The 19,646-nt window shown below is 64.6% G+C and carries 18 protein-coding genes; 5 read left to right on the top strand and 13 right to left on the bottom strand.

Features of this window, described 5'->3' with window-relative positions:
* Positions 1-19 precede the first annotated feature (19 nt).
* On the top strand, positions 20-694 hold the full coding sequence (locus tag ACS13N_RS01365) for an ATP-binding cassette domain-containing protein (protein ID WP_438930586.1): 675 nt from the start codon (positions 20-22) through the stop codon (positions 692-694).
* Here the strand turns inward: ACS13N_RS01365 and ACS13N_RS01360 are convergent.
* From ACS13N_RS01360 to dnaK, 3 genes are all read right to left on the bottom strand, one after another.
* The gene (locus ACS13N_RS01360; protein ID WP_438930008.1) at positions 638-2,527 is read right to left on the bottom strand and encodes a chorismate-binding protein; all 1,890 of its coding nucleotides are present in this window, start codon (positions 2,525-2,527) and stop codon (positions 638-640) included. The two genes, ACS13N_RS01365 and ACS13N_RS01360, sit on opposite strands and share 57 nt — an antisense overlap.
* Positions 2,528-2,564: 37 nt before the next feature.
* Positions 2,565-3,707, bottom strand: a complete 1,143-nt coding sequence (gene dnaJ / locus ACS13N_RS01355) for a molecular chaperone DnaJ (protein ID WP_438930007.1) — start codon at positions 3,705-3,707, stop codon at positions 2,565-2,567.
* Between the two features lie 135 nt (positions 3,708-3,842).
* Positions 3,843-5,798 (bottom strand): molecular chaperone DnaK, encoded by a 1,956-nt coding sequence (gene dnaK, locus ACS13N_RS01350; protein WP_438930006.1) that lies wholly within the window; start codon positions 5,796-5,798, stop codon positions 3,843-3,845.
* A 274-nt stretch (positions 5,799-6,072) separates the two neighbouring features.
* Here dnaK and ACS13N_RS01345 point away from each other — a divergent pair, with 274 nt between their 5' ends.
* Positions 6,073-7,368: a phospholipase A gene (locus tag ACS13N_RS01345; RefSeq protein ID WP_438930005.1), complete on the top strand. Its 1,296-nt coding sequence runs from the start codon at positions 6,073-6,075 to the stop codon at positions 7,366-7,368.
* A 50-nt stretch (positions 7,369-7,418) separates the two neighbouring features.
* On the opposite strand, the gene rnk is transcribed toward ACS13N_RS01345, so the two are convergent.
* From rnk to grpE, 3 genes are all read right to left on the bottom strand, one after another.
* Positions 7,419-7,823, bottom strand: coding sequence for a nucleoside diphosphate kinase regulator (gene rnk / locus ACS13N_RS01340; RefSeq protein WP_438930004.1), 405 nt, complete (start codon positions 7,821-7,823; stop codon positions 7,419-7,421).
* A 317-nt stretch (positions 7,824-8,140) separates the two neighbouring features.
* Positions 8,141-8,566: a thioredoxin family protein gene (locus tag ACS13N_RS01335; RefSeq protein WP_438930003.1), complete on the bottom strand. Its 426-nt coding sequence runs from the start codon at positions 8,564-8,566 to the stop codon at positions 8,141-8,143.
* A gap of 13 nt (positions 8,567-8,579) precedes the next feature.
* A complete protein-coding gene (gene grpE, locus ACS13N_RS01330) occupies positions 8,580-9,218 on the bottom strand; it encodes a nucleotide exchange factor GrpE (protein ID WP_438930002.1) in 639 nt (212 codons plus the stop codon).
* 261 nt (positions 9,219-9,479) lie between these two features.
* Between grpE and ACS13N_RS01325 the strand changes: the two genes are divergently transcribed.
* Positions 9,480-9,674: a hypothetical protein gene (locus ACS13N_RS01325; RefSeq protein ID WP_438930001.1), complete on the top strand. Its 195-nt coding sequence runs from the start codon at positions 9,480-9,482 to the stop codon at positions 9,672-9,674.
* 24 nt (positions 9,675-9,698) lie between these two features.
* On the opposite strand, the gene ACS13N_RS01320 is transcribed toward ACS13N_RS01325, so the two are convergent.
* Together ACS13N_RS01320 and hemH are read right to left on the bottom strand one after the other, a co-directional pair.
* The gene (locus ACS13N_RS01320; protein ID WP_438930000.1) at positions 9,699-10,094 is read right to left on the bottom strand and encodes an RNA-binding S4 domain-containing protein; all 396 of its coding nucleotides are present in this window, start codon (positions 10,092-10,094) and stop codon (positions 9,699-9,701) included.
* Complete coding sequence (gene hemH / locus ACS13N_RS01315) at positions 10,091-11,206, bottom strand: ferrochelatase (RefSeq protein WP_438929999.1); 1,116 nt, start codon at positions 11,204-11,206, stop codon at positions 10,091-10,093. Before hemH ends, ACS13N_RS01320 begins: the two co-directional genes overlap by 4 nt.
* Positions 11,207-11,381: 175 nt before the next feature.
* Between hemH and ACS13N_RS01310 the strand changes: the two genes are divergently transcribed.
* Entirely contained in the window at positions 11,382-12,434 is a 1,053-nt protein-coding gene (locus ACS13N_RS01310; RefSeq protein WP_438929998.1) for a CsgG/HfaB family protein, read from the top strand.
* Between the two features lie 64 nt (positions 12,435-12,498).
* Here the strand turns inward: ACS13N_RS01310 and hutI are convergent, their stop codons facing one another.
* The 4 genes from hutI to hutU form a co-directional block, all read right to left on the bottom strand.
* A complete protein-coding gene (gene hutI, locus ACS13N_RS01305; protein ID WP_438929997.1) occupies positions 12,499-13,731 on the bottom strand; it encodes an imidazolonepropionase in 1,233 nt (410 codons plus the stop codon).
* The gene (gene hutG / locus ACS13N_RS01300; RefSeq protein WP_438929996.1) at positions 13,724-14,710 is read right to left on the bottom strand and encodes a formimidoylglutamase; all 987 of its coding nucleotides are present in this window, start codon (positions 14,708-14,710) and stop codon (positions 13,724-13,726) included. Before hutG ends, hutI begins: the two co-directional genes overlap by 8 nt.
* Positions 14,711-14,712: 2 nt before the next feature.
* Positions 14,713-16,269, bottom strand: a complete 1,557-nt coding sequence (hutH, locus tag ACS13N_RS01295) for a histidine ammonia-lyase (RefSeq protein WP_438929995.1) — start codon at positions 16,267-16,269, stop codon at positions 14,713-14,715.
* A 121-nt stretch (positions 16,270-16,390) separates the two neighbouring features.
* On the bottom strand, positions 16,391-18,109 hold the full coding sequence (gene hutU / locus ACS13N_RS01290; protein ID WP_438929994.1) for a urocanate hydratase: 1,719 nt from the start codon (positions 18,107-18,109) through the stop codon (positions 16,391-16,393).
* A 153-nt stretch (positions 18,110-18,262) separates the two neighbouring features.
* Between hutU and hutC the strand changes: the two genes are divergently transcribed.
* Complete coding sequence (gene hutC / locus ACS13N_RS01285; protein WP_064804881.1) at positions 18,263-18,976, top strand: histidine utilization repressor; 714 nt, start codon at positions 18,263-18,265, stop codon at positions 18,974-18,976.
* Here the strand turns inward: hutC and ACS13N_RS01280 are convergent.
* Complete coding sequence (locus tag ACS13N_RS01280) at positions 18,973-19,641, bottom strand: DUF1266 domain-containing protein (protein WP_438929993.1); 669 nt, start codon at positions 19,639-19,641, stop codon at positions 18,973-18,975. The two genes, hutC and ACS13N_RS01280, sit on opposite strands and share 4 nt — an antisense overlap.
* Between the last annotated feature and the right edge of the window lie 5 nt (positions 19,642-19,646).

Below are 19,646 nucleotides of genomic sequence, written 5' to 3'. Positions count from 1 at the left end.
CACGCCCTCGCAACCGATGATGGTGTTCGAACACCTGCGTTGCCAGCACGGCACGCGCATGCTGTTCGACATCCCGCGCCTGGCATTGTCAGCAGGCAATGCGATTGTCATCACGGGCGCCAATGGCGTCGGCAAGACAACGCTGCTACGCATGCTGGCGGGGCTCGCACCGGCCAATGGTGCGACGGTCGACCTGGGCCGTGGACCGCAACCGCTGTCGCCCTACCCGGCCGATCTGCGTACGCGGCTCACGTATGTGCACCAGCATCCGTATCTGTTCCGTACATCTGTGCGAGCCAATCTCGGCTATGGGCTGACCACCGGTGCGCATCGTGTACCGCGTGCCGATCTGGCGGATCGTATCGACGAGGCCATCTGCTGGGCTGGACTGCAACACGTGGTGGATGTGCCGCCCGAACGCCTGTCCGGCGGCGAGACGCAGCGCCTGGCGCTAGCCCGCGCGCGCGCGCTGCGCACAGATGTGCTGCTGCTTGATGAACCAACGTCGAACCTGGATGGCACCGCGCGCGAACAGGTCATTGCGCTGGTGGGCGAGTTGGCCGCAGAAGGCCGCGCGCTGCTGATGGTGTGCCACGACCGCGAGCTCATCAACCTACCCGGCGTGGCGCGCTGGAAACTAGAGAGCGTCGACGGCCAGGGGCGGCTCGAAATACGCGGGCACCACACCACGTAGGGCGTTGCACACGGCGACGGCCTCGGCGCGGGCAACGTCGGCGCGCGTCAGCACACGCTCCCGCAGCGGAGCGCCCAGCCAAGGCGTTGCGTCTTCCAGCAGGGCGGCTCGCATCACACCCGGCAGCACACCCGCTGACAGCGGCGGCGTCCACCACGCGCCATCCAGCTTGACCAGCACCGTGGTGCGACCGCCTTCGGCCAATGTGCCGTCCGCGTTGAAGAACACCGTATCGAATGCGCCCTCGCGCTCGGCGGCCTGCCAGGCGGCGTCGTAGTCGGCGCGCAGACTGGTCTTATGGGAAGGCAGACTGTGTGCGGCCTCGCGTGTTTGCGATGCGACCAGCAAGCGCGCCGGCGCATCCCAAGTCGCAGGCAGCGGTGACAGCGTTGCCGCCGTCACGTTCGCCGTGCCATTGGGTGCAAGCGACAAACGCATGCGGTACGCGCCCTCAGGCGCCAGCGACGCGCACACACGCGCCACCTCACCTGCCAGCGCGGCACGATCCAACGGAAACCCAAACGCCTGCGCCGAACGCCCGAGCCGCGCCAGATGCCGATCCAGCAGCGGCACGCCATCGTGCGTCGCGCGCATCGTCTCGAACAGCGACAAACCCGCATCGAGGGCAGTCACAAAACGCGCCTTCAACTGGCACTCGGCGTATTCCTCATCGGCGATGCTGTCGTGCACGATGCCCGAGCCGATACCGAGTTCGCCTTTTCGCAGGCCATCGCTGCCGGGCGCACTCAGTACCAGCGTGCGGATCGCCACCGAGAAGCATGCATCGCCCATCGCGCGGTCATCGGCAGGCGCATCGATCCAGCCGATGGCGCCGGTATAGAGCCCACGCGGCTCGGGCTCCAGTGCATCGATGATTTCCATCGTCCGCCGTTTGGGGGCGCCGGTAATCGAGCCACACGGGAACAGCGCGCGCAGGCAATCGGCGAGGCCGGTTGCAGGCGGAATCTCCGCCTCCACGGTGGAAGTCATCTGCAGCACGCTGCCGAACGGCGTCACCTCGAACAACGCCGGCACACGCACCGAGCCGGGGCGCGCGAGGCGGCCCAGATCATTGCGCAGCAGGTCGACGATCATCAGGTTTTCGGCGCGGTTCTTCTCGTCGGCGGCCAACGCGATGGCACGGGTCGCGTCAACTTCGGCGTCGCCCGTGGCAGGTGCCGTGCCCTTCATCGGCCGCGCAACGAGTTGGCCCGCATGGTGCGAGAAAAACAACTCCGGCGAGCACGATAGGATCGCCCCGCCCTCCGGCAGCCCGATGAACGCGCCGTACGGCACTGGTTGGCGCGCACGCAGGCGGCGATACAACGCAGCCGGCGCACCAAACGCCGTCATGCGCAGGCGATAGGTGTAATTGACTTCGTAGGTGTCGCCCGCCGCGATCCAGTCGTGGATGCGGTCAATGGCGTGGGTGTAGGTGGTGTGATCAACGCTGGCAGCGCAGTCGAACATGCCGGCTGCGCCCGTCGCCTCAGGCCACGCGCCGAACAGCGCGTCAACCTCGGCCGGCGACAGCACCTGCAGCGAGCGGAACAGCAGCACGCGCAGACGGCCGTCATGGCCAGGCAATGCGGAAGAAACTTCGATGAAAGTGGGCGAGCCGACCAGCGGCCCACCAAACTCGTACGGCGCGATGACCAGCGCATGCAACCCCTCGCGCCATGCAGCACGAAGATCGCCATCCAGACCATCCAGTACGCCAGCCGGCCGGAAAAACTCGCCGGCATAACCGGTGTACCAGCGCGAGCACGGTGCGCCGCCCGAGGTGGCATCGTCCAGCAGCGCGAACGGCGCGCCGGCTTGCGGCAACTGCATGACGATGTCCCCCGAATCTACTGCGGTAACGCTGTGCTTAAGACGAGAAGAAGTTCTTCACCTTATCCATCCACGTTTGCTCTTGCGGGCTGTGCCGCGAGCCGCCTTCGTGCACGGACTTGTCGAACTGCTTAAGCAGGTCCTTCTGGTGTTCGGTCAGCTTGACCGGCGTCTCGATGTTGATGTGCACATAGAGATCGCCCGCATAGCCCGAGCGCACGCCCTTGATGCCCTTACCCCGCAGGCGGAACGTCTTACCAGCCTGCGTGCCTTCCGGCACCGGAAACGCGACGCGACCGCCCAGCGTCGGCACTTCGATGTCGCCACCGATGGCTGCCGTCGCAAACGAGATCGGCATCTGGCAGTGCAGATCATCACCATCGCGTTCGAACACCGGGTGCTGCTTGATGTGGATTTCCACATACAGGTCGCCCGGGGGGCCGCCGTTGATGCCCGGCTCGCCATTGCCCGACGAGCGGATGCGCATGCCTTCGTCGATGCCGGCCGGAATCTTCACTTCCAGCGTCTTCTGGCTCTTCAGCTTGCCCTGGCCGTGGCACTTGGTACACGGCTTGGGGATGTACTTGCCGCTACCGTGGCACTTCGGGCAAGTCTGCTGCATCGTGAAGAAGCCCTGCGACACGCGCACTTGGCCGGCGCCATGGCAGGTCGGGCAGGTTTCCACGCTCGAGCCCGGCTCGGCGCCCTTGCCGTGACAGTGGTCGCACTCGTCCCAGTGCGGCACGCGGATCTGCGTGTCATAGCCGTGCGCGGCCTGCTCCAGCGTGATCTCCATGCTGTAGCGCAGATCAGCGCCGCGATACATCTGCGGGCCGCCGCCACGACGGCCACCCTGGCCCTGTGCCTGGCCGAAGATGTCGCCAAAGATGTCGCCAAAGGCTTCGGCAAAGCCGCCGCCAAAGCCAGCACCGCCCGCACCAAAGCCAGCGTTGGGATCAACACCGGCATGGCCGTACTGGTCATACGCGGCTTTCTTCTCGGGTTCGGAGAGCATCTCGTAGGCCTCTTTGGCCTCCTTGAACTTCTCTTCCGCTTCCTTGCTGTCCGGATTGCGGTCCGGGTGGTACTTCATCGCGAGCTTGCGATAGGCCTTCTTGATCTCGTCGTCGCTCGCGTTTTTGCCCACCCCGAGCACTTCGTAGTAATCACGTTTTGCCATGGTGGCTCGTCAATTCGCTTGTTCTTACTGCTTGGTCGAATAGCAAAAAAGCCGAGCGTGGTATCGGTGGCGAAATCCGCACTCCGATAACCACCGCCCGGCGAGACCTCAAGTCCGCCGCAGCGGACTCGGGGCTTACTTCTTGTCGTTCACTTCCTTGAACTCGGCGTCGACGACGTTATCGTCGTGCGGAGCACCTTGCCCAGCATGCGCGCCACCTGCCTGGGCACCAGCGGCTTGTTCAGCACCGCCCGCTTCGCCCTTGGCCTGCATGTCGGCGTAGACCTTCTCGCCCAGCTTCTGCGAGGCGGTTGCCAGCGCTTCGGTCTTGGCGTCGATCGCGGCCTTGTCAGTGCCCTTGAGGGCTTCTTCCAGTTCCTTGATCGCAGCTTCGATCTTGTCCTTCTCGCCGGCTTCCAGCTTGTCGCCGTACTCGCCCAGTGCCTTCTTGGTCGAGTGCACCAGCGCTTCACCCTGGTTACGGGAGTCGACCAGTTCGCGCAGCTTCTTGTCTTCCTCGGCGTTGGCCTCGGCGTCCTTCACCATGCGCTCGATCTCGGCTTCCGACAGGCCGGAGCTTGCCTTGATCGTGATCTTGTTTTCCTTGCCGGTCGCCTTATCCTTGGCGCCCACATGCAGGATGCCGTTGGCGTCGATGTCGAACGACACTTCAATCTGCGGCGTGCCGCGCGGTGCCGGCGGAATGCCTTCCAGGTTGAATTCGCCCAGCATCTTGTTGCCGGAAGCCATCTCGCGCTCGCCCTGGTAGACCTTGATCGTCACGGCCGGTTGGTTGTCGTCCGCGGTCGAGAAGGTCTGCGAGAACTTGGTGGGGATGGTCGTGTTCTTGCCAATCATCTTGGTCATCACGCCACCCAGCGTTTCGATGCCCAGCGACAGCGGCGTCACGTCCAGCAGCAGCACGTCGGTACGGTCACCGCCCAGCACCTGACCCTGGATGGCAGCGCCCACGGCAACGGCCTCGTCCGGGTTCACGTCCTTGCGCGCTTCCTTGCCGAAGAACTCCTTCACCTTCTCCTGCACCTTCGGCATACGGGTCATACCGCCGACCAGGATCACGTCATGGATGTCCGACACCTTCACGCCGGCATCCTTGATGGCGGTGCGGCACGGATCGATCGTACGGGCGATCAGGTCTTCGACCAGCGCTTCGAGCTTGGCGCGCGTGATCTTCAGGTTCAAGTGCTTCGGGCCCGAGGCATCCGCCGTGATGTACGGCAGGTTGATCTCGGTCTGCTGCGTGCTCGACAGCTCGATCTTGGCCTTTTCCGCAGCTTCCTTCAGGCGTTGCAGCGCGAGCACATCCTTCGACAGATCAACGCCCTGCTCTTTCTTGAACTCGCCGATGATGTAATCGATGATGCGCTGGTCGAAGTCTTCGCCGCCCAGGAACGTATCGCCGTTGGTCGACAGCACTTCGAACTGCTTCTCGCCGTCCACGTCGGCAATCTCGATGATCGAGATGTCGAACGTACCGCCGCCGAGGTCATACACGGCGATCTTGCGATCGCCCTTTTCGTTCTTGTCCAGGCCGAAGGCCAGCGCAGCCGCAGTCGGCTCGTTGATGATGCGCTTGACGTCCAGACCGGCGATGCGGCCAGCGTCCTTCGTGGCTTGGCGCTGCGAATCGTTGAAGTAGGCCGGCACCGTGATCACGGCTTCGGTCACTTCCTCGCCCAGGTAGTCCTCGGCGGTCTTCTTCATCTTGCGCAGGGTTTCCGCCGAAATTTGCGGCGGGGCCAGCTTCTGGCCGCGCACTTCCACCCAGGCGTCGCCGTTGTCGGCCTTGGTGATGGTGTACGGCATCAGGCCGATGTCCTTCTGGACTTCCTTCTCTTCAAACTTGCGGCCGATCAGGCGCTTGACTGCGTACAGCGTGTTCTTCGGGTTGGTGACGGCCTGGCGCTTGGCCGGGGCGCCGACCAGGATCTCGCCGTCTTCCATGTAGGCGATGATCGACGGGGTGGTGCGTGCGCCTTCGGCGTTTTCGATCACCTTGGGGGTGTTGCCCTCCATGATGGAGACGCAGCTGTTGGTGGTACCCAGGTCGATACCGATGATTTTGCCCATGGTCTTACTCCTCGAATTTGGTGTCAGGACTGCACTGAATACAAACTTGCATCGGATGTGGGAGTGCCGTCCGGCTTTTCAAGGCCGAATTTTGAAAAGTTGAGCATTTTGGCCGGTTTTTCTCGGGAAAGCACCCGAAAACATGCCGTCCGGGACATAAACCAAGCGTTTGCGACGCCTAAAGCGCGGCAAACGGGAGCGAAAAGGTCGCGATGGTACCCTTGGGCGCATTGCTACTCGCCGGGCGCTTCACCCCGGCCAATCGCCCCCCCCGATGCGTTTGTCTCTGCTCCGATCCGTTCTGGGCGCAGCCGTACTTGCTGCCTGCGCCGCGCCTTCCGCCAATGCTGCCGTCGCCCTGCTCCAGCCCGCGCGCCGCGTCGACGCCACCCAATCGTTCACGCTCACGCTCGTCATCTCGGGCGACGCCACCCAGCGCAGCTATACCGTGCCTGCCAGGCTCCGTGTGACGGCCACTGCCGATCTGCAGGGACCGGTTGAAGTGACGCTGGATCGACATAACGCGGGCTCGGAAACGCTCCACCTGCGCCCGGGCCAGGTCAGAACCATCACTTACAGCGGCACGCTGCCCGAGGTGCTGCGCGGCGCGGTCCGCATCGACGTGCCGGAACTGGATGCTGCCCCCGTGCTGGTGACACTCGTACGCGGCGCAGACGCTCCGCAGATTGCCGCGGAAGGCGCACCGGCCGGCGCGGCCCGCAATGCCGCCGCAGACGCTACGCGCCCAGGCGGCGCACTGGGCACCAACCCGAGCGCAATCACAAGCGGCGCCAACGCCTCCTCACCCACTACCGTGACGGTCGCCGGTGCTGGCGAAGCGCCCCGCCCGCCGGAAGAAACTGCCCGCCTGACCTTCCACGAACCGATGTTCGCGGCCCTGGGCGCGCACGAAGGCCTGAACATGAAGTTCCAGTTGAGCTTCAAGTTCCGCATCTTCCAGCCGGAGAACCCGGCGTCGACCGCGTTGCTCGACAACCTGTACTTCGGCTACACGCAGTTTTCGTTGTGGGATCTGGGCAAGGAATCGGCGCCGTTCCGCGATACGAACTACCGGCCGAGCGTGTTCTATTACCGGCCGGACACGGGCATCCAGGGCGGCGTACTTGCGCGCCTGTCGTTCGCCGGCGGTATCGAGCACGAATCGAATGGCCGTGACGGCGACGCCTCGCGCGCCATCAACACCGTGTTCGTGCGGCCGACCTTCCATTTCGGTGCTCTGACCGACTACCACTGGAAATTCGAACCCAAGCTGTACGCCTACCTCACACGCACCGGCAACACCGACATCGCGAACTACCGCGGCTTTGGAGATTTCCGCGTGTCGTACGGCGCGCCCAACGGCTGGGAGCTGGCCGCCACGCTGCGCAAGGGCACACGCAAGGGCTATGGCAGCGTGGATGCACAGCTCACCTACCCGATGAGCCGGATCTTCACCGGCACGGCCGGTTACCTGTTCATCCAGTACTTCACCGGCTACGGCGAGAGCCTGCTCGACTACAACCACAAGCTGGGCTCGCAGTTGCGCGTCGGATACAGCCTCTCGCGTTAAGCACCCGCTCGCGACGGAGCATGAGCGGGTTTTAGAGCACCTCTGCCGCGTTACAGCGTGTGCTGGCCGCTCGCCTCAGGCTGAAAGGCGACGCGCTCGATGCGCAGCGCATGCTTGGCACCATTGGGCGCGGTGTACTTGACCGACTTGCCTTCGCGCTGACCCAGCAGCGCCGCCCCCATCGGCGAGAGTACCGACAGCTTGGCCGACGCCACGTTGGCCTCTTCCGGGTACACCAGCGTCCACTCCTGCTCTGCGCCGGCGTCATCCACCACGCGCACCACCGAATTCATCGTCACCACGTTGGCAGGAATCTTGTTGCCCGGCACCACATTGGCACGGGCGATGAGGTCATCGACGAGTTCGGCCAGTGGCGAGTTGCTGCCAGCGCGGGCGGCGGCGTTTTCCAGGCGGGTGAGGTCGAGCTCGGTCAGGTAGATGACGGCTGCGGACATGGCGATCTCCTACGGAATTGTCTTGAACACTAGGTGAAGCCGCCGCCGATGGCATGACAGCCTTGGGCATTGGCAAGAAAAGCGGCGGGCGCAAACGCCGGCCAGCGGTGATACCGAACTGTAGGTGTGGGGGTGGGCCCGGCGGCGACGTGCCGCTAGGGCACTAGGACAACCGCCGGGCGGCGGCAAGGGCCGCGGTCATCGCCTGAGCGGCGCGCGGCAGGGTACGTGCCACGCGCTTCGGGCGCAGGGCACGGGAAGACGAAGCGATCAGGAAGGCCGCAGCCATCGGCATCGACGTCATGGTGGACGGTGCCTCAGACGAGCGGCTTGCCAGCCAGCTTGTTGCGCGCATTGGCAACGGCGGCAGCAAACTGCGCGTGGCCATGCCAGCCGGTCGCCCGGCCAAGCTTCTTGCCACGATGGAAGAACATGAACGCGGGAACGCCGTGCAGGCCAAAGCGCAGGCCCAGCTCCGGATGCTCGTAGACGTTGGCATGCAGCCAGTGCAGCCCGAGTTCGCGCACGGACCCCGGCTGCGCGAGCATAGCCCGCTTGGCCATCTCGCAATGAAAGCAGTCCTCGCCCCAGAAGAACACGCAGACGAGCGCATCGCCCGCAGCCGCAATGGCCGCGTCGATGGTCTCGCCATTCACCTCGCGCATGCCGAGCGCCGCAAACGCAGTCGTGTCGACCGGGATTGCGGCGCGCGCTGCGTGCGAAGTGGTGGTGTTCTGGATCATGGAAAGCGTTGGCTTACTTGGGCGCGGCCACCGTCACCAGGGCCGGGCGCAGCACGCGGTCGGCCAGGGTGTAGCCACGCTGGAGCACCGTCACCACGGTGTTGGGCTCCTGATCGGCCGGCACCATCGAAATCGCCTGGTGGCGATGCGGATCGAACTTTTCGCCCACCGGGTTCAGCTCGGTCACGCGGCCCTTTTCGAAAGCGGCATAGAGCTGCTTGAGCGTAAGTTCAATGCCCTCACGCTGCTTGGCGACGTCGCCCGACGTGTCAGCCAGTGCGGCCTGCAGGCTATCCATCACGGGCAGCAGGTACTCGGCAAAGCCTTCGATGGCGAACTTGTGTGCCTTGGCCACATCATCCTGACCGCGGCGGCGGATGTTTTCGCCTTCAGCGGTGGCGCGTGCCCAGTTTTCGTAGTTCTGGCGCGCCTTTTCCTCGGCGGCTTCCAGTTGGCGGCGCAGTTCGGTGATGTCCGCGTCGGCCACGGCTTCCGCCACGGCGGCTTCGTCACCGGCAACGGCTTGGGCGTCGGCGCTGGCACGCTGGGCCTGGCTCGAATAAGCGTTGGCAGCCTGGCCGGCAGCGGCGGATTGCGTCGGCTGGGCGGCTTGCGTGTCCGGGGTCGAGGGAGTTTCCGAAGTGTGTTTCATAGCGCTGGATAAAGGGATCGACGCACAACACGTGCCGCACGCCAATCCACTGGATTTTCACAAACAATTTCTCCCCGATATGGGGCATTTGGCGCGCCTTTCAAGGGCGCAGGGTGCACGGCAACTGTGCGCCGTGCATCACGAAATATCGCGTTACAAGTTTCATCTGACTGCAACGGCACGGCAATTGCGATGCCTCAGTTGGCCGCCTATGATGCAAGAAAAATCTGGGGGGCGCGAGCTTCTTTGAGGGTTCGTACCATGCACAACAAGCTGCCAGTATTCACCTTGCTCCTGCTGTTGACCCTGACCGCAGCGACAACGTTCATTTGCCTGTCTGGCGCCGTCACACCGCGTTATACGGAGTACGGCAGCGGCAAGGCCATCTTCAAGCACTACATCAGCAAACCGGCGCAGATGCAGCAGTTGTCGCGCGGCCTGAGTTTTTCAAGTTAGCACACACTCTCGTGTTGTGCCTCTTCAATCGCCCAGTTTATCGATGCGACGCCGATCACGCTTGGTAGGACGGCCGGCGATCTGCACAGCGGGTTCCTGATACAGCCGGCGTCTATCGGCGTTTTCCTCGCGTTTTAAGCGACTCGCATCCGTCTCGGCGTAGAGTGTTTGCGCAACCGAGGCGGGGCCGCGCAGTTCGGCCAACGCCATCACCTGCACTTCCCACTGCTGCTCATGCGCGTGCACCCGCACGCGGTCACCAATCTTCACGTCTTTGGCAGGGCGGACCGGCTGGTCGTTGATCTGCACGCGGCCGCGCTCCACGGCGTCGGTCGCTTGTGAGCGCGTCTTGAAGAAGCGCGCCGCCCACAGCCATTTGTCGATGCGGACGCGGTCTGCCGGGTCGGTGCTCACTTTCATGCGGCGGCACCCTTGCTCTGTGCACGCGTGCGGCTGGCTTCGAGCACGTGCGGATGCGTGAGCGTGAGCGGCCAGCCCTGCAGATGGGCCAGCGCAATGTCGGCAATACCGGCAATCCACGCCTCGTTGTCGTTCAGGCAGGGAATGTAGTGGAAGTCCTTGCCGCCGGCGACGCGGAAGGTGGACAGCCCTTCCATGGCGATCTCTTCCAGCGTCTCAAGGCAATCCGCCGGGAAGCCGGGGCAAAACACGTCGACGCGGTTGGTGCCAACGCGGCCGAGTTCTTCCAGCGTGGGCGCGGTGTACGGCTGCAGCCATTCAGCACGGCCAAAGCGGGACTGGAACGTGACAAGATACTGCCCCGGCTGCAGACCCAGCGCCTCGCCCAGCAGGCGGCCAGTCTTCAGGCACTCGCAGTGGTACGGATCACCCAGCTCCAGCGTCCGGCGCGGCACGCCATGGAACGACAGCAGCAGCTTGTCGCCGCGCGCAAAATCCGGTGCGCCGTGCTGCGCCCAGAACGCACCCACCTGCTGGTGCAGCGCGTTGATATAGGCCGGGTCATCATGGAAATGCTTGACCAGCCGCAGTTCCGGCTGATTGCGCATCTCGCCCAGCACACGGAAGACTTCGTCGAAGGCTGTGGCGGTAGTGGTGCCGGAATACTGCGGATACATCGGCAGCACGAGGATGCGCTCCACACCTTGCTTGCGCAGCGCCTGCATGACGGAGGGGATCGACGGATTGCCGTAGCGCATGGCGCAAGCGACCACCACATCGTGGCCTTGTGCGTTCAGCAACTGCTGCAGCGCATGCGCTTGGCGCTCGCTGTAGACGAGCAGCGGCGAGCCCGTCATGTTCGCCTCGCGCAACCAGATGCTTTCGTACTTGTGCGCCGACGCCCGCGAGCGCAGCGGCAGGATCAGCACGTTGAGGATGAACCACCACGCGGCGCGCGGAATCTCCACCACGCGCGGGTCGGACAGGAACTGGCGCAGGTAGCGGCCGACCTCGCGCGGCGAGGTGCCGTCCGGCGTGCCAAGGTTGACCAGCAGGATCGCCGTGCGATCGGGCTGGCCGTGCTGGAACAGGGGTTCGGGCAAGAAGGGCATGGGACGCGGGTTCGCGATAGACCCGGCTGATTATACGAGCGGGAGTATTGCGTGCCGCTTGCTGGGCAACGCACAACACCCGATTGGCCAAATACGCGCAACTGCGTCGGCTACACTCGCCACTCGATGACGGCAGCCTAGCGTTCAACAAACAAGAATAAGGTGAGTGATGGGAGTGACAAGAACAGTTCGACTGCTTCCACAGTCGACATACCGTACCTGTGCAGCGCTGCTGATTGCATCGCTGGTGCTGCTCGGATGTGCAAGCAATACGGCCCCGGTGTCGATGCAGTTTGCTGCGAAAACCGATGCAGCAAAATATCGCCGCGTTGCGGTACTGCCGTTTGACGGCGATGGCGGCCCGAAGGCCACCATCGACTTCGAAAGCATGCTGGCTTCGGTACGGTACGAGCAAAAACCTTACTTCACGATCGTTGATCGGTCACAACTGCTGAACGTGATCGGAGAACTCGCGCTGCAGCACAGCGGGCTGGCGGACCCTCGTACGGCCTCGAAGATCGGACGCCTCACCGGCGCTGAAGCGCTGTATAGCGGCTCGGCCATCATTTCTCCGATCGCGTATCAGTACTCCACCGAGCCCCGATCCGTCTGTCCAAAGGACAGAAAGTGCTACACAACGCAGGTTCGCTGCACGACGAAAACCGCGAGATTCGAACTGACCCCGCGACTCGTTGAAGTGGCTCGCGGCACCGTTGTCTACAGCGAAACCAAGGTAGGTTTGGCGAGTTCCTATCGGTGTGAAGATCAGGCTACCGACGACCCTGAACAGGTTCTGGTGACCAAAGCCGCAGCGAATGCCTTTCAGCAGGCCCGAGAAGATGTGGCGCCATACGAAAGGAATATCCTGGTGAAGTTCCAGAGCAGCACGGACAGCATCAACCCGCAGTCTGTCGAGATCTTCAAGGGAAGCTTGGAATTTGCGAATGCGGGAAGGTTTGATCGTGCATGCACGCAGTGGGCAGACCTTGCCCGCGCCAACCCATCCAGCTTTGCGCTTCAATACAACCTTGCCGTGTGCGATGAGGTCAGTGGCCGCCTCGATGCAGCGCTGGTGAAATACCAGCAAGTTGACGCTGCGTTGACAAAGCCGGATGCAGACGTCAATGCGGCACTCGTCCGGGTCCGCAGCGGAATCGCGGAACAGGAGAAGTTGAAGAAGAAACCCAGCGACCTGCGTGGCTCCGCTCCGCAGGCGACCCGTCGTTGAACGGTAGCGGTAGCTGAGCAATTCAATGCTGTGCCGATTTGCACAGCATTGAGCCGACCTGCCGCTATACCACCACCCCATCCTTGACCAGGCCCACGCATGGGTTGAGACCCATCGCATAGGCCAAGTCTGCGGGCCGGTCGATGCGCCACAGCGCAAAATCAGCCGTGCAGCCCGGGGCAAGCACACCGCAGGTACCAGCCAAGCCGAGTGCGGCGGCGGCGTGTCGCGTGGCGCCCGTCAGCGCCTCCAACGGCGTCAGGCGGAACAGCGTACAGGCCATGTTCATCGCCAGCAGCAACGACGACAGCGGCGAAGTGCCGGGGTTGCAGTCGGTCGAAACCGCCATCGGCACACCGGCTTCGCGCAGCGCGGCCATCGGCGGCAGGCGGGTTTCGCGCAGGCAATAGAACGCGCCCGGCAGCAGCACAGCCACGGTACCCGCCTGGGCCATGGCAGCAATGCCGGCGCCGGTCAGACATTCGAGATGGTCCGCAGACAGTCCGCCGTAGCGCGCTACCAGCGCCGCCCCGCCCTGATCGGAGAGCTGTTCCGCATGCAGCTTGACCGGCAAGCCAAGGCGCTGCGCAGCGTCGAACATGCGCGCCGTCTGCGCGGGTGAGAAGCCGATGGTTTCGCAGAACGCGTCGACGGCGTCGACGAGCCCCTCGGCGGCCAGTGCGGGCAGCACGTCGACGCAGAGGTGATCGATGTAGTCATCGGCGCGGCCAGCGAATTCGGGCGGCACGGCGTGTGCGCCAAGGAATGTCGTGCGCACACGCACCGGCAACGTCTGGCCGAAGCGGCGCGCGACGCGCAGCATGCGGCGCTCGGTTTCCAGGTTCAGGCCGTAGCCGGATTTGATCTCGACGGTGGTGACACCTTCGGCGCGCAGCGCGTTCAGGCGCGGCAAGCTAGCTTCGGCGAGCGCGTCAACGCTTGCCGCACGCGTGGCGCGCACGGTGGAGAGGATGCCGCCGCCCGCCCGCGCGATCTCTTCGTACGGCACACCGTTCAGGCGCGCCTCGAATTCATTGCTGCGGTTACCGGCGTAGACGAGATGCGTGTGGCAGTCGATCAGGCCGGGCGTGAGCCATGCGCCGCCGCCATCGTGTTCGTGCGTGGCGCGGGCGTTGGCGGGCAGGTCGGCACGTGCGCCTAGCCACGCGATGCGGCCGTCCTTAACGGCGATAGCGCCATCTCGGATTTCACCGTAGCCGTCGGCATCGGCCGCCAGCGTGGCTAGGTGGACGTTGGTCCAGAGCGCGTCCCAGTGCAGATTGGCTTGATCAGCCATGAGCGGTTCCTTGCAGGCCAATGCCATCGGCCACGCGCGCAACGAGGCGGGCCGCGACACGTGCCGTGTGGTTATCAATGTCGAGCGACGGATTGAGCTCCGCCACATCCGCCAGTCGCAGCTTGCCCGAGCTGACCACGCGATCGACGATGGGCTCGATCACGTCCATCGACACGCCGCGTGCAGACGGTGCGCTCACGCCAGGGGCGATGCCAGCCGGCAGCACGTCGAGGCACATCGTCAAGTAGACGTGATCGACTTGACTCAAGAACACCTCCACCACCTGCAGCACGTGGGCGAGCTGCATGATGTCCATCTCGTCGTCGTGCATCCAGCGCACGCCGAGCTGGCGGGCACGCGCGAACAGTGCTTCGGTGTTGGCGTAGGTGCTCACGCCCAGGCAGGCATAGTGGAACGGCCAGCCTCGCCGTGCGCAATCTTCGGCGATCTGGCGGAACGGCGTGCCGGAGCTGCCGCGCTCGCCGGCTCGCAAGTCGAAATGCGCGTCGAGGTTGAGGATGCCGATGCGCGGCGCCTGCTCCGACTTGCCCGCCAGATGCCGCGCCAAGCCACCGAACGACGCCCACGCAATCTCATGCCCACCACCGAGTGCGATGGGGAATGCGCCGCGATCAAGCAGATCGTGCAGCACGCCGGACAGTTCGCTCTGTGCAGCCTCAAGTGCATCGCCCTGACACGTCACATCGCCCGCATCGACGACCACGCGGCCGGCCCGCGCGGGCAGGTTCGCGAGCATCTTGCGGATGGCGTTCGGGCCGGCTTGCGCGCCGGTACGCCCGTGGTTGCGCGCGACACCGGCGTCGCACGCGAAACCGGTCAGCGCAACGGTATTGGCCAGCGGCGCAGCGTCATCTGCGGCATCGATGCGATGGACCGTCTGGTGCCAACGCAGGCCCAGGGGGCCCTCCTCCGCATCGACGCGGCCTTGCCAGACGTTGGGGTCGGCTTGGGCGAGCATGATCAGACGAGTGAGAGTGCACCAACGTGCGCGCGGCACGAATCGCCCAGGTCGCCGTCGAGCACGAGGCGGCGGGCCGCTTCGATGTCCGGTGCGAAGAGGCGGTCTTCACCGTAGTACGCCACGCGCGAGCGGATGCAGCCATGTGCGTTCTGCAGCGTGTCGGACGTCGCCAGCGGCTTGTGGAAATCCACGCCTTGCGCTGCCGCCAGCGCCTCGATGCCGACGATGGTGGCGGTGTTGTCCGCCATGTCCTGCAAGCGGCGGCCGGCGAAGGTTGCCATGCTGACGTGGTCTTCCTGGTTGGCGGAGGTCGGCAGGCTGTCGACGCTGGCCGGGTGGGCGAAGGTCTTGTTTTCCGACGCCAGGGCAGCGGCCGTCACGTGCGCAATCATGAAGCCCGAGTTCAGGCCCGGTTGCTCGACCAGGAACGGCGGCAGGCCCGACAACGTGGAGTCGATCAGCAGCGCAATGCGGCGTTCCGACAGTGCACCGATTTCGGCGATGGCCAGCGCCAGCATGTCGGCAGCGAACGCTACCGGTTCGGCGTGGAAGTTGCCGCCCGAGATCACTTCGCCGGCTTCGGCGTAGACCAGCGGGTTGTCGGTCACGGCGTTGGCTTCGGTGAGCAGCGTGGCGCCAGCCTGACGGATCAGATCGAAGCACGCACCCATGACTTGCGGCTGGCAACGCAGGCTGTACGGGTCTTGCACGCGCTTGTCGCCCACGAGGTGCGACTTGCGGATGGCGCTGCCGGTCAGCAGGTTGCGGTACACGGCGGCGGTGGCGATCTGCCCGGCCTGGCCGCGCACGGCGTGCACGCGCGGATCAAACGGGGCATCGCTGCCCTTGGCGGCATCCACCGACAGCGCGCCGACCACGGTGGCGGCCTGCAGCAGGCGCTCGGCCAGGAACAGGCCGTTCAATGCCAGCGCGGTCGACACTTGCGTGCCGTTGATGAGTGCCAGTCCTTCCTTGGCGGCCAGTGCGATCGGCTCGATACCGGCGGCGGCCAGCGCTGCGCGCGCCGGAGTGCGCACACCGTTGACGCGCACGTCACCCTCGCCCAGCAGGGCCAGCGTCATGTGCGCCAGCGGTGCCAGGTCGCCCGAAGCGCCCACCGAACCCTTGGACGGAATGCACGGTGTGATGCCCGCGTTCAGCAGCGCGAGCAGCGTGTCGATCACGACACGGCGCACGCCCGAGTAACCGCGTGCGAGGCTCGCGGCCTTCATCAGCAGCACGAGGCGCGCAACGCGGTCGCTCACGTCTTCACCCGTGCCGACGGCGTGCGACAGGATCAGGTTGCGTTGCAGGCGCTCCAGCTCGTGCGTGGGGATCTGCGTCTTGGCCAGCAGACCGAACCCGGTGTTGATGCCGTAAGCAGGATCACCCTTGGCGACGATGGCCTGCACGGTGGCAGCCGATGCCTCGATGGCGGCAGCGCAATCACCCGACAGCGCAACGAGCGTGGGCGCGAGCCACACGCGGCGCAGGTCAGCGAAGGTCATGGCGCCGGGTTGCAGCGTCAGGATGGAGGGCGTGGTCATGGTGTTCATGGTCAAAGCGATTGGATGTTTCATTGTCGCCCCTGCATGAAAAGGAGTACATCGCAGGGGCACATCGTCTAGTCGTATCAAAGTCCCCGCCCGCGCGGGGATGCCTGAATCAGGTCAGGGCTTAGCCGATCATCGGCAGGTTCAAACCGTTGCGCTTGGCGCACTCGACAGCGCTCTCGTAGCCGGCATCGGCATGGCGCATGACGCCCGAGCCGCAGTCGTTGACGAGCACACGGCCGAGGCGCTTGGCCGCAGCATCGGTGCCGTCCGCCACGATCACCACGCCCGAGTGCTGCGAGTAGCCCATGCCGACACCACCACCGTGGTGCAGCGACACCCAGGTCGCGCCGCCTGCGGTGTTGAGCAGCGCATTGAGCAGCGGCCAGTCCGACACGGCGTCGGTGCCGTCGCGCATCGATTCGGTTTCACGGTTCGGGCTGGCGACGGAGCCGGTGTCGAGGTGATCACGACCGATCACGATCGGAGCCTTCAGCTCGCCGTTCTTGACCATCTCGTTGAAGGCCAGGCCAGCCAGGTGACGCTCGCCCAGGCCAAGCCAACAGATACGTGCCGGCAGGCCCTGGAAGGCGATGCGGTCACGCGCCATGTCGAGCCAGCGGTGCACGTGCGTGTTGTGCGGGAAGAGCTCCTTGATCTTGGCGTCGGTCTTGTAGATGTCTTCCGGATCGCCCGACAGCGCCACCCAGCGGAACGGGCCCTTGCCCTCGCAGAACAGCGGACGGATGTAGGCCGGAACGAAGCCCGGGAAGTCGAAGGCGTTCTTCACGCCCTGGTCGAACGCGACCTGGCGGATGTTGTTGCCGTAGTCGACGGTCGGGATGCCCATGGCCTGGAAGTCGAGCATGGCCTGCACGTGCACGGCGCACGACTTGGCGGCCTCGTCGGTCAGGCGAGCGTGCTGCGACGGATCGCGTTGCGCAGCACGCCATTGCTCGACCGTCCAGCCAGCCGGCAGGTAGCCGTTGACCAGATCATGGGCCGAGGTCTGGTCGGTCACCAGATCCGGCTTCAGGCCGCCGGCGCGGGCACGCTTGACCAGCTCCGGCAAGATTTCCGCTGCATTGCCCAGCAGGCCGATGGAAACGGCCTCGCCGCGCTCGCAATGGTGGCGAATCAGGTTGAATGCATCGTCGATGTCCTTGGCCTGCTTGTCGAGGTAGCGCGTACGCAGGCGGAAGTCGATGCTCGACTGCTGGCACTCGATGTTCAGCGACACGGCACCGGCCAGCGTGGCGGCCAGCGGCTGCGCGCCGCCCATGCCACCCAGGCCAGCGGTCAGGATCCACTTGCCAGCCAGCTTGCCGTCGTAATGTTGGCGGCCGGCTTCGGCAAACGTCTCATACGTGCCTTGCACGATGCCCTGGCTGCCGATGTAGATCCAGCTGCCAGCCGTCATCTGGCCGTACATGAACAGGCCCTTGCGGTCCAGTTCGTTGAAGTGCTCCCAGTTCGCCCACTTCGGCACGAGGTTGGAGTTGGCGATCAGCACGCGCGGCGCATCCGGGTGCGTCTTGAACACGCCGACCGGCTTGCCGGATTGCACCAGCAGCGACTCATCGTCGTTCAGCTCGCGCAGCGTTTCCAGGATCTTGTCGTAGCAGGCCCAATCGCGCGCTGCACGGCCGATGCCGCCGTAGACAACCAGGTGCTTGGGGTTCTCGGCCACGTCCGGGTCGAGGTTGTTCTGCAGCATGCGGTAGGCGGCTTCGGTCAGCCAGCTCTTGCAGTGCAGCTCGGTGCCGCGCGGTGCACGGATCTCGCGCGATGCGTCGTAACGCGGGTCGTTGGTCAGGTGGGCGGCGTTGGTCGGGGCATTCATGTGAGGTCTCCTGCGAACTCCTTGGGTGTGCTGAGCATCTTATGTTGTATATACAACTTAGGCAAGAAAACTTTACAAGCTAAGAGCAAACCCTGATGATGGCTGGCATCCGCACATCACATCGGCCGCCAGACCGCACAAAAAGTCGACTCCATGTCACAAGATCAGTCCGCCAGCACCCCCGCCTTCCAGCGCATCAAGGAAGACATCCTCACGCGCATCCGCAGCGGCGAATGGCAGGAGGGCGAAATGATTCCGGGGGAAACGACGCTGGCGCAGACCTTCAGCGTCTCGCGCATGACGGTCAACCGCGCGCTGCGCGAACTGACCGCCGAGCAGATCCTCACGCGTGTGCAGGGGCTGGGGACGTTCGTCGCACAGCAGAAGTACCAGGCGACGCTGGTGGCGATCCGCAACATCGCCGAGGAAATTGCCGCACGCGGCCACCAGCACCGCGCCGAGCTGCACAAGCTCGAACGCGCACGCGCCAATGAGGCACTGGCAGCGGCATTCGGGGTGTCAACGGGGTACCTGCTATTCCACTCGTTGATCGTGCATTTCGAGAATGACCTGCCGATCCAGGCGGAAGACCGCTGGGTGAATGCCGCGCTCGCACCCGAGTACATGGAACAGGATTTCACGCAAACCACGCCGAATGCCTACCTGATGCGTGCCGCCCCGCTGCAGGGTGTGGACTACGGCATCGAGGCCCGCCTTCCCCCGCGCGAGATCGCCGAGATGCTGCACATGGATGTGCGCGAGCCGTGCCTGATGCTGCGTCGGAAGACGCTCTCCCAGGGCCAGGTCGCCTCGGTGGCGACCATGTGGCACCCGGGCGGGCGCTATCAGTTCACGGGGAGTTTCTAGGCGGCAGTTTGCGCTGCGCTGGGACTCAGCGCGGGTTCACCGGGCCAAGGCAACCCTGCCCATGCGCCGTCGAGACCAAGCAATTGGCGCACGTGCGATGCATCAAAGCCACTGCCCAGCGGATCGGCGCGAAACGCGGCCACCCACTGCCGCCGCCCGGCAATGAAGGCGTGGCCGAAGTCTTCCCAACTCGCAAAACAATCCTGTGCACGCTGCGCATTGAGCAGCAGCACCCGCCACGCCACCATCGGATCGACCCACCCCATCAGCATGGCGTTGCGCGCCAGGAACGCCATGCGCACGCAGGCAAACGCCAGCGCTGCGCGTGGGTCATCCGTGGGCTGCAGTGCATGCAGATCAGCGCGAAACCATTGGGCTTCCAGCACCCGTGAAAGATGTGCCCTCACCTCGTCATCAGATGTGGTGGGGCGCAGTTCCATCTGGTGCAACAACGGTGCGCGAAACAGCTTGCGCGTCTCTTCATTGAGCTCAGTCGTGACGGGGCTCATGAAGCCCGTCAGGCCCGTGGTTTCCAACATGGGTTGTGCCAAAGCCAGCGCCCAGTGCTTGCGCGGCGTGAAGGCGGCGCGCTTGGCTGGCCGGAAGTGCTTGACCACCCGCCACAACACATACGCCGCCAACAGAATCTTGAGCCAGGTGGGCATGGATG

It is taken from the genome of Ralstonia sp. 24A2 (genome assembly GCF_051783885.1).
Classification (GTDB): domain Bacteria; phylum Pseudomonadota; class Gammaproteobacteria; order Burkholderiales; family Burkholderiaceae; genus Ralstonia.
Note: the sequence above shows the minus strand (reverse complement) of the source record. Positions and strands in the feature narration are given on the sequence as shown.